At 33.2% G+C, this 14,670-nt stretch carries 13 protein-coding genes and 2 pseudogenes; 6 read left to right on the forward strand and 9 right to left on the reverse strand.

All coding sequences use genetic code 11. The annotated features are described in order from the left end of the window. Window positions 1-306 precede the first annotated feature (306 nt). Window positions 307-1,005, forward strand: a pseudogene (locus tag AZF08_RS28420) (MurR/RpiR family transcriptional regulator); the annotation flags it as partial. Window positions 1,006-1,112: 107 nt separating this feature from the next. Next, window positions 1,113-1,237: pseudogene (gene murQ / locus AZF08_RS31960) on the forward strand (N-acetylmuramic acid 6-phosphate etherase); the annotation flags it as partial. 534 nt (window positions 1,238-1,771) lie between these two features. Here the strand turns inward: murQ and AZF08_RS05705 are convergent. Continuing rightward, window positions 1,772-4,570, reverse strand: a complete 2,799-nt coding sequence (locus AZF08_RS05705) for a dynamin family protein (RefSeq protein ID WP_033674394.1) — start codon at window positions 4,568-4,570, stop codon at window positions 1,772-1,774. A 512-nt stretch (window positions 4,571-5,082) separates the two neighbouring features. Between AZF08_RS05705 and AZF08_RS05710 the strand changes: the two genes are divergently transcribed. Next, window positions 5,083-5,676 carry a DedA family protein gene (locus AZF08_RS05710; RefSeq protein ID WP_033674395.1) on the forward strand — a complete coding sequence of 198 codons (594 nt, stop codon included), beginning with the start codon at window positions 5,083-5,085 and terminating at the stop codon, window positions 5,674-5,676. A gap of 12 nt (window positions 5,677-5,688) precedes the next feature. Here AZF08_RS05710 and AZF08_RS05715 read toward each other — a convergent pair whose 3' ends face one another. The 3 genes from AZF08_RS05715 to AZF08_RS05725 all read right to left on the reverse strand — a co-directional run bounded on the left by AZF08_RS05715 (window position 5,689) and on the right by AZF08_RS05725 (window position 7,052). Next, window positions 5,689-6,117 carry an EamA family transporter gene (locus AZF08_RS05715; protein WP_033674396.1) on the reverse strand — a complete coding sequence of 143 codons (429 nt, stop codon included), beginning with the start codon at window positions 6,115-6,117 and terminating at the stop codon, window positions 5,689-5,691. A 218-nt stretch (window positions 6,118-6,335) separates the two neighbouring features. After that, complete coding sequence (locus AZF08_RS05720) at window positions 6,336-6,482, reverse strand: BH0509 family protein (RefSeq protein WP_026008701.1); 147 nt, start codon at window positions 6,480-6,482, stop codon at window positions 6,336-6,338. A 153-nt stretch (window positions 6,483-6,635) separates the two neighbouring features. After that, window positions 6,636-7,052, reverse strand: a complete 417-nt coding sequence (locus AZF08_RS05725) for a pyridoxamine 5'-phosphate oxidase family protein (protein WP_033674397.1) — start codon at window positions 7,050-7,052, stop codon at window positions 6,636-6,638. A 188-nt stretch (window positions 7,053-7,240) separates the two neighbouring features. On the opposite strand from AZF08_RS05725, the gene cax reads away from it, so the two are divergent. Beyond that, window positions 7,241-8,296 (forward strand): calcium/proton exchanger, encoded by a 1,056-nt coding sequence (gene cax / locus AZF08_RS05730; protein WP_033674535.1) that lies wholly within the window; start codon window positions 7,241-7,243, stop codon window positions 8,294-8,296. Window positions 8,297-8,381: 85 nt separating this feature from the next. Further along, the gene (locus AZF08_RS05735; RefSeq protein WP_033674398.1) at window positions 8,382-9,179 is read left to right on the forward strand and encodes a YfkD famly protein; all 798 of its coding nucleotides are present in this window, start codon (window positions 8,382-8,384) and stop codon (window positions 9,177-9,179) included. A 46-nt stretch (window positions 9,180-9,225) separates the two neighbouring features. Here AZF08_RS05735 and yfkAB read toward each other — a convergent pair whose 3' ends face one another. Beyond that, a complete protein-coding gene (gene yfkAB / locus AZF08_RS05740; protein ID WP_033674399.1) occupies window positions 9,226-10,353 on the reverse strand; it encodes a radical SAM/CxCxxxxC motif protein YfkAB in 1,128 nt (375 codons plus the stop codon). A gap of 224 nt (window positions 10,354-10,577) precedes the next feature. Between yfkAB and AZF08_RS05745 the strand changes: the two genes are divergently transcribed. Next, window positions 10,578-10,760 carry an SE1561 family protein gene (locus AZF08_RS05745; RefSeq protein WP_033674400.1) on the forward strand — a complete coding sequence of 61 codons (183 nt, stop codon included), beginning with the start codon at window positions 10,578-10,580 and terminating at the stop codon, window positions 10,758-10,760. A gap of 892 nt (window positions 10,761-11,652) precedes the next feature. On the opposite strand, the gene AZF08_RS05750 is transcribed toward AZF08_RS05745, so the two are convergent. From AZF08_RS05750 to AZF08_RS05765, 4 genes are all read right to left on the reverse strand, one after another. Further along, window positions 11,653-11,988 (reverse strand): hypothetical protein, encoded by a 336-nt coding sequence (locus tag AZF08_RS05750; RefSeq protein WP_033674401.1) that lies wholly within the window; start codon window positions 11,986-11,988, stop codon window positions 11,653-11,655. A gap of 14 nt (window positions 11,989-12,002) precedes the next feature. Beyond that, window positions 12,003-12,536, reverse strand: coding sequence for a signal peptidase I (gene lepB / locus AZF08_RS05755; protein ID WP_033674402.1), 534 nt, complete (start codon window positions 12,534-12,536; stop codon window positions 12,003-12,005). 128 nt (window positions 12,537-12,664) lie between these two features. Further along, on the reverse strand, window positions 12,665-13,345 hold the full coding sequence (locus tag AZF08_RS05760) for a lysoplasmalogenase (protein ID WP_033674403.1): 681 nt from the start codon (window positions 13,343-13,345) through the stop codon (window positions 12,665-12,667). Window positions 13,346-13,534: 189 nt separating this feature from the next. Further along, the gene (locus tag AZF08_RS05765) at window positions 13,535-14,485 is read right to left on the reverse strand and encodes a DMT family transporter (protein WP_033674404.1); all 951 of its coding nucleotides are present in this window, start codon (window positions 14,483-14,485) and stop codon (window positions 13,535-13,537) included. Window positions 14,486-14,670: the final 185 nt, after the last annotated feature.

Raw genomic sequence — 14,670 nt, forward strand, 5'->3', positions numbered from 1 at the left:
TTTGTATTTCCTACTTCCCTTCTGTTTATTTAACTCTATAGATTAGAACGAAAACAAAGGGAGGGACATTTTTCAACTTCTTAAGCTTGTAGAACAAGGGGATTTTTAAACCTTGCTGCTACAAGCTTTTTTGTATAACGAAAATACAGGTACTATTCTGCAGGAGACCCTCTCGTATGAAAAATTGATTAAGTACTTAAATTTAACTTTATTTAAGATTCCATAAATGATTGGCTGTTTAATATAAATATACTGCAATCAGAAAGAGTGTAGGATTACAACAAAAGCAGTAGTTATGCATGGAGTTTGAAAGTACCAATGATATTATTAAAAATTGAAAATTATATGGATCAATTTTTACCAGCTGAAAATAGATTTCTCAATACATAATGGAGAATCCAGAAATTATTCCTAATTTAACAATAGAAGAAGTGTCTAGCAATGCATGATCCAGAGAAGTAATTGTCGTGTTTTTTATAAAATTATTGGTATAGGAAATTTTAAAGCATTTAAGTCAGCACTTGCCCGAAAATTAACAATTGCAGATTATAATATTAATGATTTTTCGGTGATGAATACAGAAGATAGACTGTTTAATTTATTTAATAAAGTTACATATGTAAACAAGGCTGCAATTGAAGTGAGTGTTCCTACAATTAATAAAAAGAATTAGAGGAAATAGCAGTTGTAATTTTGAATGTAAAGAAAATATTATTTTATGGTGTGAGTCGCTCAGCTATACTAACAATGGAGGGAACAAATAAGTTTATTCTTCTCGGATTAAAAACGATGATGCCATCCAATTTCTATATGATGTTACCATTTGCGACTAACTTAGGAGAAGAAGATATATTTGTCACTATTTCAACTTGTGCTTGTACGAAGGATGTACTAAAAATGGTGCAGTACGCAAATAAACAAAGTGCAACTGTTATTGCTATTACAAAGTTAGATCAATCGTCTCTACTACGTAAAGTATCATACATTTGTCTTTGTATGCCAGATGCATGTTGGATAAATTTATAAAAACGAGAGCAGAAGCAAAGCGCTTACCAAAATTTGAGTAAAGATATAAATTTAATGTAAAATTATATTTCAAAGTGGATGAGAGTATATTAAAAAATCTACCTATAGAACATCAAAATGAAAAAGGATGAATTTCGATGAGATGAGCATAAAAGAAATATTATACAATATGAATCTGGAAGACAAGAAAGTTTCTATAGAGATAGAAAAAATTGTGCGAATTAATGTTTTTTCTTTTCTGAATGGTGACTAATATCACGTATGTTTTTAATGGTACAAGCTATTATTATTTATCTGCAATCCGAAATTGGTTTAATAAGGAAATTGTAGTTTAAAAAATATCCAACTGAAAGGACATTCAACCTATATTAAACACCGTTTCATGATGAGAAAATAAACAATATATAGCTGAGGGCGTTCTCTATTCAAATTAAGACTTTCAGTATATGTCTAGGACATATACTGAAAGCGGTTAGACACATATGGTCATAAAAGGCAGCCACTTTCGTAAAGGAAACAACCTTGAGGACGTCTGTGTGGAATCCTTCCGTTTGCATCTTAAAACAGAAAAGTTGTACCTACTAGTGTAAATTAGAAAGTGAATTAAGACAATTCATCGAGGATATATCTACTACTATAATTATCAGTGTTTTTAATTTAAACTAGATTACCGTGCACCGATTACTGCATATTTTTTATGCTGTCTATTTGACAGGGAGAAGACCATTACTTGTTTTTTATTTATCTAAATTGTTGGTGCCTTGTTGATCTCTTCTTTTGAAGAAAAGACCCCATCTTTTTTTCGATTCATGTTTAGCATGAATTTGTGCTGTAGTAACTGTAATTTAAAGAACGTTAAAGGATCGTGGTAGGTCTCTGGGTTTGTTCTCAATTTCGTTAATGTAGCTTCATCTGTACTTATTTCAAGATGCGCGTTCTCTACAGTCTGTTTTAATATGCTAAGAGGTTCTTTGAAGAACATCATAATATCACGCTCTAAAGCACTTTCAAATAGTTCAAATTGAAGGAAGAATTGTTTTGAAATAGTATTTGTTACATCTGTATAGTCTTCGGTCTCGATATAGTGCTTATATTTGTTGTAGAGCATAGATTGATTTTTTTGCATGTTACCGAATAATTTCCCAGCACTTTTTAAGAAAAATTGTGTTGGAGTAGAGCGTAGTAGAATGTTTACTTCATCAACCTTGATACGGTTTGTCATTCTTGCAACATCTCGGCGCCAATCATCAAGTAATTGGAAATCGCATGGTAATTTCATGCGTTCTTCCTCGTATAAATTATTAAATGTTTCACTCATTTCATCTAGGTAGGACTGACTTTGAATAAATTCATTATGTGCAGTCTCGATCCATTCTTGAATAGAATGAGTAAACTTAGGTACGATCATTTGTTGTAAGTAAGTTTGAATTCTTTCGTTCATTGCTGAATTTAATTCTTCGTGAACGAGTTTAAAGTCACTATCTTCTTGAACTAAATCAGAACAATTCCGTAATAATTCAGGAATTTGCTCATGAAAATCATGTATAATTTCTTCTTTTGTTAAACGATAGGAATCTGTGATAGATCGTGTTTTATCTTTTTCAATAGCAGTAAGATTATTAATGAAACCATTTAATTTCACTAAAATGTGTTTATTCCATCTTACCGATTTTACCAATGTATTTTCTAATTCCACACGTTCGTTTAGAAGATATGTGATGGTTTTTTGAATGAACCATATTAGTTTTAACATACGTTCTTTCTTTATATCTCTATTAGTAAAGTTTGAGATAATAGATTCGGTTAAATCACTCAGTTGTTGACTGCTCTCATTTAAAGAAGAGTAAGGGAATACTCTGGCAGTTGGAAAATGTATACGTATGTTAGATTGAGTTTCATTTATTAATCTATTTGCAGCTTCATCGCTGACAATGGTATCGATTTTATTTAAAACAAAATGAACCTGTAGATTTGGTACTTGTTCGCGCATATATAGCAATGCGTTTAGTTCTTCATCTGGTAACGGTGAAGTAGCGCTTAGTACATATACAAGACCATCTGCTGCATGTAAGTAATCAAAAGCTGCGTCGTTCTTATCAGTGCCTTCGTTTAATCTTGGTATGGCAATGAATGAGAATTTATTTTTCCGTAAAAACCTACATGGTAGTTTAAATTCAATACACTTTCTTTCTAATTCTGATTTTGAAGGCATAGCCATCATTTCGTAAAAATCATTGGAGTTAGAAGTCTTTCTTATCGTTAAATCTGTGAGTTCTGTAATTTCTGTCTGGTCATTATCCTTAAAAGCAGTAGTAGTTGCAGATGAATTAACGAGTATATTTTCACCTAGTATGGAATTAATAAAGGATGATTTACCATTGCCGCTAGTACCTGTTACAACGAGTTGTTTAATATTTAAATCAGAGATTTCTCGAACAAGCCATGTGAATGGATGTCCTAAATCTACGTCATTTTTTTCAGCCCATACAACAATCGTTTCAAAGAGATTAGAAATATCTGTTAAATCGATTGCATCGTATATTGTTGAGCTGGAAAGAAGGGCCCCGGCACTCTTTACAAGTAATGAATCGAGACTTGCAGGTGCGACGTTATTCCATGATAATACTGCAGCGGAAACAAATAAAGACTGCTCGGTTTTTGTTAAGCTAAACCAGTTAGTTAATAAGTCTGGAATCAGTTCCTGTATTTCGTGCATCAAGTATTGTCCTGTAATTAATTCACAGTAGGTGTCCTGATAAAGGGTAGAGATTTCATTCCATTCATCGTACGAATCGATTTCGATATGTAAAAAAAGGTGATTAATGTTTTGAATCCAAACTAAGTAAGTAGGCTCTTGTTTATAACTATCCCAAAGCGATGAAATCAATTGTTTGAATTGGATTGGGTCAATTGTTGATAAAATTTTTAATGCTTCATAAAAATATTTCGGTTTCATATTTTTCGTGAACCCTTGATTCACATAATCAGTTAAAATTTCAAACCAATGTAATGATTTTGTTCGAATTCCTTCTTGAACAGCAAGTTCAATTGCATTGTTCCAATCCTGTTGTTTTTCATAAAAAGTACGAGCGATTGCTGTAATATTTGGATAGTCTGGTTGAAATGAAACTGCTTCACTAATGACCTTAAAAGCAAGTCCTAAACGATTTTGTTCAATGTAAAGAGAAAGAAGCTGTAACGAAACCTCCATTGTAAGCGTACAATCTTTCGTTTGAATGGACGTATAGAGTTCCTCTGCTTTTGCAAATAACCCTAATTCAAAATAAGAGTCTGCAATATTCTTTTTTGCCCATAGAGCGAGCTCATTATTTACTTTTTCCCATTTAAAGATAGCTGCTTCAAAGTCTTTATGATGATAATAAACTTCTCCTTGTGCGAAACGAATATTAGATATATTTGCGAATTTATTTTCTGATTCATTTACATATGCTTCACCAAGAATTTGAGGAGCTTGAATAGAATCTTGTTCAGTTAAAAATGTTTCATAGTATACTTTTTGAATCAATTGTTTTTCTATGGTCATGTTTTTTCCCCCTGTATAATTTGGAAAAATGATTTTATCCTGCTATTTGCGGGCAGTAATACTCCCAACTAAAAATTCAGCGAAAGCAAAGAAGCTAGGTAGGAGATCAACTGCCCATAAAATCCCGATTGGTGAAGGCTAATAATCAGTGAGGATGAAGACCCCCCTACTGATTAAAGTTTTACTTTATGTAAGGGTGTATATTCATTTGTATGGATAGAAGACTCATTTTATTATTTTAAATATATTTTTCAATCTGTATCTCATTTTTTTTTGAGAGTCAAACCGATGCTACAATAAACTTTCTTTTATTGTAACAAAAAATCATGCTTGTGAAGTTTTATTTTTCTTATCATTTGGAAGAGAAATATAGATTTATCTAAATGGGCAAGATGAATAGGAGTAGAGTTCATTATAAAAACGATGTATAGTGAATATGTATACCATGTTTGCTTCAAAGGTAGAGAGGGCACAATATGGAATAACGATCGTGCATAGGATGTGTCATCCGAATGGAACAACATATTGGTGAATTAATCGCACATTATGGGTATTTCGGAATTATTATAGCACTAGCTGGTGGAATTGTGGGTTTACCGATACCAGATGAGTTTTTATTAACATTTATTGGTTATAATGTTTCGAAAGGAATTATGTCAGGACCAGCTGCTTTTTTTAGTGGAATGGCAGGTGCGATGTTAGGAATTACATTAAGTTACTTACTTGGTCTAAAATTGGGGCTACCTGTATTAAAAAAGTACGGTCCAAAGATTCGTATTAAAGAAAAACAAATCGAAAAAACACATGTTTTATTTGAAAAATACGGTCCGTTTTTGTTAACGATTGGATATTTTATACCAGGAGTGCGCCATTTAACTGCGTATTTTGCCGGAATGTCAAATTTAACGGTATGGCGATTCTGTTTATATGCATACGGTGGAGCATTCATTTGGATTAGTGTTTTTATTGGACTTGGATGGAAATTAGGAGAGAAGTGGCGGTTTGTAGAATATAGCTTACATCACTATGGAATTTGGATTTTAATTATTTCAGTAATAGTTGCATTGATTATATGGCTCTACATAAAAAGGAAAAAAAACCGCTAACAGAAGCGGTTTTTAGCTGAAAGCAATGAATAGAACTCCTGCTGTAATACATAGAACACCGATTCCGGTCATAAAGTTTAATTTTTCTCCTAGTATAATCATAGCTAGGATAATAGAAAAGACTACACTTAATTTATCTACAGGTGCTACTTGTGAAACTTTACCTGTTTTTAGGGCTAGAAAATAAAATAGCCATGATGAAGCACCTGCAACACCACTTAAAGTGATGAATAGTAGTGCTTTTTTATTTAAAAGGACATCACCAATACTTTGAAATTTCCCTTGTATCATAATAACTCCAATCATAAATAAGGCCATAATGATAGAACGAACGGTTGTTGCAACATTTGCATCAATTCCATCCAAACCAATTTTTCCAAATATAGATACGAGAGCTGCAGCAATTGCTGATAATAATGCGAATAATAGCCATGAACTCATAGTAAAATTCCTCCAATCTCGTATCATTATACATGAAAATTATTCTCAAGTATAACGAAGGGAATAAAGAGGCTGGTGAATGCCACCTCCCTAACATCTGGGCTATGCCCTGCACATGCTTGAGGAAGAGGACTTCTGTTGGATTACTGTTAAACAATAACTATGAAAATAGTAAAAATCCCACCTAATCATGTGAGACTGGTGGGATTTTTACTATTTTATTCTGCAATTTCTTCATATAGAAAATATGTCACATTATAAATGTGTTCAACTTCATCATCTGTCATAAATAAAAGCTCTTCACGCTCGATCCCCTTTTTCTTTTCAATAAATTCAATCATATTTTTCCGTTCTTCTCTTTTCATCATTTTGTATTTCTCCTCTCATTCTGTTTTAATACAGTTTATTTAAGTTGATACTATTATATAACAGAATCTTTAGAAAGTTCCACCTTTTTTATATTTTTTTGATGAGAATTTTTCGACAAACAAGCCCTTTTGAAAGGGCTTGTTTTCATTTTAAAGTCGTAAAAACTCAGGCTTAGTCGTACCAGCACCATCAATGTAGTAAATTGTATTTGGATTAATTTTAATGAGTACATAGTTTGGATCTTCAGCACCGAGTAACCAGCGTTTTAAGCTATTATTCCAAAATTTGTTTTTTAATGTTTGATCTTCTTCTACTGAGGCTGTGCCTTCGATTTCAATATAGTCTTCATCTAATTTTTTTCCTTCACGTCCGAGTAGTACATGTACATTGGAATTTTGCTCGATGTCCGTTAGTTTTTTTGAATTACGATCTGTTGCGACATACAATACAAAATCTTCGTGAAAAAACATCATAAAACTGCTATGTGGTTTATTATTGCGGACGGTGGCTAATACACCTGTTCTTTGTCCTTGAATAATAGTTGCGATTTTTTCTTTTAAGTGCATTTTATTTCTCCTTTCTTTCCTTCGCAATTTCTTTATCATGAAAATTTTTCTGATGAAAATTTCTTGTGATCTTCTATACTTTTTCTTCAATTTCATTTTTTAAACGTAATTGTGATGAAATGAGACAAGTTAGGAGAAGAATAATGATAATAGTGAGAAGAAATACATACGATGGAAGGATGGAAAATATGTTTAATAAAATTTTTCTAATACTTGTACTTGCTGGTGTGCCTCTTTCTGTTCTTGGGAAAACGCTCCATTGGCCACAAACTATTATGTTCGCTGTATATTGCATTACAATTATCGCGCTAGCTGGTTTTATGGGAAGAGCAACCGAAAGTTTAGCAATTGTTTCTGGCCCACGTATTGGTGGGTTATTGAATGCAACTTTTGGTAATGCGGTTGAGCTTATCATTTCAATTTTTGCATTACGTGCGGGATTAACAGAGGTCGTACTCGCTTCTTTGACCGGTTCTGTTCTTGGAAACTTATTGTTAGTAGGAGGACTTTCCTTTTTTGTAGGAGGTCTTAAGTACAAAAGACAAAGCTTTAATGTTTATGATGCAAGGCATAATTCAGCATTGTTAATATTTGCTGTTGTGGTAGCTTTTGTTATTCCAGAAATTTTTTCAATGAAGATGAATATAGAAAAAACGTATCAATTAAGTATCGGTGTTTCAATTATTATGATCATTATGTATTTGGCAGCATTATTTTTCAAATTGGTGACACATCGCGGTGTGTATCAGCACAAAAGTGATGAAGTAGAGCATGATGAAGAGCCTGAATGGACAAAGGGAAAAGCGTTGCTGATTTTAGCACTTGCAACAGTTGCGGTAGCATATGTTTCAGAAGCTCTTGTTCATACATTTGAAACGGTCGCGAAATCATTTGGATGGTCTGAGCTATTTATTGGGGTTATCATTGTTGCAATTGTAGGGAATGCAGCTGAGCATGCTTCTGCTATAATTATGGCGTATAAGAATAAGGTTAATATTGCAGTTGAAATAGCAGTCGGTTCTACTTTGCAAATTGCTATGTTTGTTGCACCTGTGCTTGTAATCCTTTCGATGTTCTTTACGGTAAAAATGCCTCTCGTGTTTACGATACCAGAACTTGTTTCTATGATTACAGCGGTCTTTTTGACAATTGCAATTTCAAACGATGGGGATACGAACTGGTTTGAAGGAGGCACATTATTAGCGGCCTATTTTATTATGGGAATTGGCTTCTACTTATTATAAAAAATTAGGATAACAACGCAAGGTAGAGAAAACACTAGATATAGTAAATTATTTATACACCTTTAGATAGGAAGGAGTCAGACAGGTGAAACGAGTGTACAGCATATGTCTTTCAACTATGGTCTCGTTTATTATACTATTTCCTTGTAGTAGTTCTGCAAAGACAACCATAAACGTAAAAATACCTTCATCTGTTTTAAATATTTCAAAAGATAATACGTATCCAAATGAATCACAAGATTTACCACGTTTACAGCCAAGTGAGCTTGCAAAGAAATTATTGAAAACATCAACGATTCGAATTGAAAATCCAGATTTAATTCGAATGTTTAATGAAACATCTATTTCAAATGCACCCCTTGCAGTGGGATATAGGGCGAAAATTTATTTAGGTCAATGGCCTTTAAATTATGAATCAACAGACACAACAATAAATTGGGAATACAAACAAGTGAATCGGAATGCACATGATAATCGAGGGGTGGAGAGCTTATATCCAATTCGATACAAGCAAGAATCACAAAGAACAATAGAGGGCAACTTAACAGCATATATTAAAGATGCTGAAGATGTGAAAAAAATGATGCTTTTAAAGGCTTTAGAAAAAGTACAACTCCCGCTTTCATTTAAAACAACAATTGGTTATGGTACTAGTCAAGAGCGTGTATACAATGTTAGCCCAAAACAATTAGGGTATTTATATGCCTACACACCGGCAGTAAATGAAAAAGGAAAGGTTACATTCGGTGAAGTGTATCTTGTTTTAAAAGGGAATCAGAAGAGGTTGGTTATTAAAAATATTACGTCGCAAGGAATTGGGGCAGCTATTCCGATTCAAGATTATTTGTCTTTTAAATTTATTTCTTCACCGCATCCACAATAAGAGGAAGATACGAAAAAACGTCAGCATATTTAGCTGACGTTTTTACTTACAGTGTAATATTTGTTTCTTTAGTTAAGAAATCTTCGGTTGGATAGTAACTATTTTTGACAAGAATATTTGGTCCAAGGCATTTCACAGCTGGGCAATGACAGCTTAATGATTGAGCTGTTTTTGAACTGCACCATTTGTCATATGCTTCTTGCAATGTGTTTGTTTGTATGTTACCAAGAAGTGGAACATCACCAAAGTCTGTTACGATAATATTTCCATCAAAAATATTCACATTTAAACGAGAACGTCCATCTGGATCATTACGAACAGTTACGTTTTTGCTCTCATGTAGTTTCTTTAATGTAGCTAAATCACGTTCGTCATTACTACAAGCATAGAAAGGTAATGTACCAAATAACATCCAAACATTCTCATCACGAATATCTAATAAATGCTCGATTGCACTGCGAATTTCAGCTTTTGTTAAAATTTCAAGGTTGCTAGCAAAATCACTTGGATACATTGGATGTACCTCGTGACGTTTACAACCCATTTCTTCAACGATTTGGCGATGGATGTGTTCCATATGTGGCAAAGTACGTTTGTTTAACATTGTTTCTGCTGATACGAGAACACCTGCATCTGATAAAGCTTTACTATTTGTAATCATTCGTTCAAATAGTTTGGCACGCTGTTCATAAGTAGGTTTGCGCTTCATCATTGCAAATCCACCTTCAACGAAGTCATCAATTGTTCCCCAGTTATGTGAGATATGCAACACGTCTAAATAAGGGATAATTTGTTCATAACGGGCTAAATCTATAGTTAAATTTGAATTAATTTGAGTACGAACGCCTCGTTCATGGGCGTATTTTAAGAGTGGTGTTACATAGTTATCGACGGATTTTTTTGACATCATAGGTTCTCCGCCAGTGATACTTAAAGATCTCAAATGAGGAATCTCATCTAATCGCTTTAATAAAAGCTCCATCGGAAGCGCATTTGGATCTTTCGGCTGTAAGGTATAACCAACGGCGCAATGCTCACAGCGCATATTGCATAACGTTGTTGTTGTAAATTCAACGTTTGTTAATAGTAATTTGCCGTACTCTTCAAGGTCCATATACGCTTCCCATGGATCGTAAGAAGGAGTAATCGGCTTCATTGTTTGTGATATACTCATCTGAAATACTCCTTTGACTGTTGAAATAACAATTTGTCCATCCTCTATAATAGAAGAATATGGCCTTTTTATAAAGTGAAACTTTTTATAACAGCAATTCAAGTGTATTAAATTTCCATCTGTATATAATGAAACATTGTGACAAAATTGATGAAAATACATGTCCATGACAATCATTTTTGCGGTATAATAAAAGTAACTCGAATAAAAAGGAGAGTGCCTTCATGGGAAAAGCAATTCATGATAAAGATTCACAACTAGTATATTTAAAAGAACGTTTAAATATGTTCGTAGAAGTAATCGATACAATTGAACCAGAAGAGGTAGAATTAGAAGATATAGATCGTCTTCTTGCAATGTTAGATGAATTAGAACTGAAATGTGAGCAATTTAAAAAAGACGAATAATACACTCCAAACAATAACATTTTTTGAAGTTTTGGCTTATAGATAAAAATGCTGTTTAGCATCTTGGGTATTGTCTTATCACTGTTAAGTGGACAATATAAAAAATTATGTAGCTGGCGCGCTTTGACAACCAATTAGGGCACACTGATCTTAACTCAATTTTTGATTTACACTGGTATAAATATAATTTTTCTTTTTTGAAATGCGAGAAGAAGGATTCCATACAGGTGTTATCTAGGCAGTTTCCTCGGTGAGCGTGGCTGTTTTTTACGGCCATATGCTTCTAATCGCTTGTTGTATTGCTTGAGACGTATACTGAAAGCCTTGATCCAGATGGCAAACTGCTTTAGCTACATCTTTTTTATTTGTCCATTATGACACGGTGTCTAATACAGGTTGAATATCCTTTTCATTTGATATTTCCATACTGAAATTTCCCTATTAAATCAATTTCGAATTACAAATAGATAATAAAAACGCGTACCATTAGAAACATGAGTGATATCATTCAGCATTTTCTGACTTAGAACGTTTGCTTTTCTTTCGAATGACAGACTAAATCTGAAACTCTTTCAGCAGACGATATACATTTTTATGATTAGCTGTATATTCATTCTCTTTTAGTAATTTAGTCATAAGAGGATACCCCAATTCAGGATAGGGGACATGAATCTAAATCATATGTTCTTTCATATTCTAATCTTGTTCGGCACGCTTCTTTCGCTGCTCTAACTAAATTCGATTAGCCAAGTGATAGGCTACCTGCGCTTTTTTATATCCGTTTACACACATCTAAATGGTAGTTAACTTAAAGTTCTTCATTGTATGATTGAAGGCTAGATGTTTCCTTTTTTCATAGACTCCTCGAGGTTTCACCCTTTCCCTCATCTTGTCATGAATTTACACGCTGTATAAATTTCTTTCTCTCTTCTTCTTTATAAATTAACCTATGTATATACCTACGCTTACTTAATAAATTTTTATACACTTGATTACAAAGTATAACTTCCTGACATCGTTTATCTTCGTATAAAGTTTTAAACCACGTATACCCCTTCAGTTTTTCCACATGTCGCTGTATCCTTTTCTTTTTCCGTTCTTCTCCCTCAGCTAACTTTTCAAAAGCTTGCTCGACTACTTCATCTAATAAAAAATCTCCAGCAAACTTTATCATACCCACAGCGCCTCGACCAGCTCCTATTAGAATACGCCAAGAAATATCTTCCATGACCTTCCTTCTTTCTAATTTACAATTTTTATATGATTAAACGGATAATAGATTGCAGTAAGTTTTCCTAATACATCTGTTTTATCAATAAGTCCTAAACCATTACGACTATCTCTACTTACTAGACGATTATCACCCATAACAAAAATTTTATTTTTAGGTATAGTAATAGGGCCAAAATCTTCTGTTAAATTAATAAGAAGTTGCTTTGCTTGTTTTTTATTTTTTTCTAAGTAAGGTTCATTTTGCACTTGATGATTGACATATAATTGATCATTTTTCATCTCAATTACATCTCCTGATACCCCAATGATTCTCTTCACATAGAAATTATCAGTCTTTACTACAATAATATCTTCTCGCGTATAACTCTCAAATCTCTTTGCTAACTTATTAATAATCACTTTATCTCCGTCCTGTAATGTCGGTCTCATAGATGCTCCCTGTACAGTTGTTGAAAAAAACACAAAGATCTTTATTAAAAAAAACAACAAGCATGCAATGGCCAGTATTTCAAAAAATTCACGAAAATATTTTTTCTTTTTCATCCATTTCCCCTTTCTCCCTCATCCCTCTATTATAAATCTTCTTTGTAAATAAATTCTATATTGTCTGTTAATTGTCCATATCATTTCTCTATAGAAAAGAACTGCTCTTACAAGCAGTTCTTCATTTTTTATATTCCAGCGTAAATAATGCACATTTGTGCAGCAACATATGTTAGCCAAATCCAAAGTGGATCATACTTTACTTTACGACCACCGATATCCGTGACACCAATAATGAAATCAGAAATAACAAATAACAATCCCCCAATTGCCGGTATCCACCACGTTCCGTAATTTGCATAATATAATGCAAATGCAAAGCATGCCATTCCTCCAACCCATAAACCATAAATCAGTGCACCTACAGAGAATAATTTATCTTGTTTTGGATTCCGAATAAAAAAGAACCAACCAATGATTAAAAACAAACCATACACTACTAAACCAATCAAAAATCCGTTCCATGAAATACCTGTTTGTAAAAATGCTGTTACATAAAAACAATGTGCAATGGCAAACGCAATCATACCACCAATTAATCGATGGCCAAACGGAATAAGCCCTGCCATAAATAAATCACCAAGCGTAGATAAAGTCATACCAATCGCAACCCACTGTTGATACTCTACAGATGGATCCTGTAACCATATCCAAATTGCGCCACCAGTTAAAGAAAAACTAAGAATGAGGCGAATTACTAATGGTAATGGACTATTTTCTCGCGTTCTCTCGGTCTTTGCGATTGCATAAACGCCACCTGCAATAAATACGATAATTTGTCCAATTAATAAAGTATAAATTTCATTCATAACATGCTCTCCTCAATGAATAATATATATGTTACCTATCTCAAAGTACTATCTTGCAAATAAAAGTTTCACTTTATCCTTTTTCGTGATATAACATCTTTTTTCCTGTTTTACCATATAGGATTTCTAATAGAAAAAAAGAGCACTTCTGCTCTTCTTCTCTACTAAAAAGGAAAGTACTCTCTTCCTCTATGCTGCTTGTTTTTTTCCATCACTTTTCGTTGCAGTAGTTTTTCGATTTACTACAATAATCCCTGCCGCAACGCACGCTAAACCAAATAAAACAAATGAATGTATCGCTTCTCCTAAAATCATCCTTGATAACAACACACCAAACACTGGTATAAAGAACATATACATTGATACTTTCCCTACCTTGTTATATTTCATAACTGTATTCCATATACAGAATCCAGCCGCCGATAGGAGAGATAAATATATCAGCATAAGCAATGCCTTCGTACTAAATATAAACGGCATAAAACCGACTTGAAAAATGCCAATACATAATAAACCAACCGATCCAAAAATCATTTGGTACGCTGTCATATATCCGACATCCAGTGTTTTACTTCCTTCTTTCGCTAATATGTTTCCATACGAATACATCATTGCAGCACCAAGAAGTAATAATTCACCAATTCCAAAATGAAATGCCAAACTTCCATCACTTGGGATATTTACTAAAATCACACCACAAAAACCAATGGAAACTCCAATTATTTTTCTTATATTTAACGCATCATCTTTATACAGAAAATGCGCAATTAAAATTTGGAAAAAAGATGAGGTACCTGAAATAATCGCACCTTCAATTCCTGAACTATAACTCATACCAATATAAAAGCATACATATTGTAGAAATGTTTGGAATAAACCAATTTGAACCAATTGTTTCCCTGTTTCTTTTTTGAAATGCATATCCTTTCCGAGTGCTTTAAAAAAGAATAATAACATCACTCCCGATAAGAAAAAGCGATAACCCGCAAATAATATTTGCTCGCCAACTTCATGTGGCTGAATTCCAAGTTCAGCATAACTTAATTTAATAAATGGAAATGCGCTCCCCCATAAAAATGTTGCTGCCAATGCAGCAATAAATACGCCAATCGGATGAGTAAAAAATTTCTCTGTCTTCACTTGATGTCTTCCTTTCCGACCTTTTTACGAACAATACTCATATATATCAAAGGAGAGACGAAAAAACAAGTTTTTCAATTTTTCATCTAAGCAAAAACATATCCTCAAATGAAAACATATGATACAATATAGAATAATTACAAGATAATAACTGTTAAAAATGATTCTCATTAGAAATGCTGCTA

Origin of the sequence: Bacillus gaemokensis (genome assembly GCF_001590835.1) — a bacterium.
Lineage (GTDB): Bacteria > Bacillota > Bacilli > Bacillales > Bacillaceae_G > Bacillus_A > Bacillus_A gaemokensis.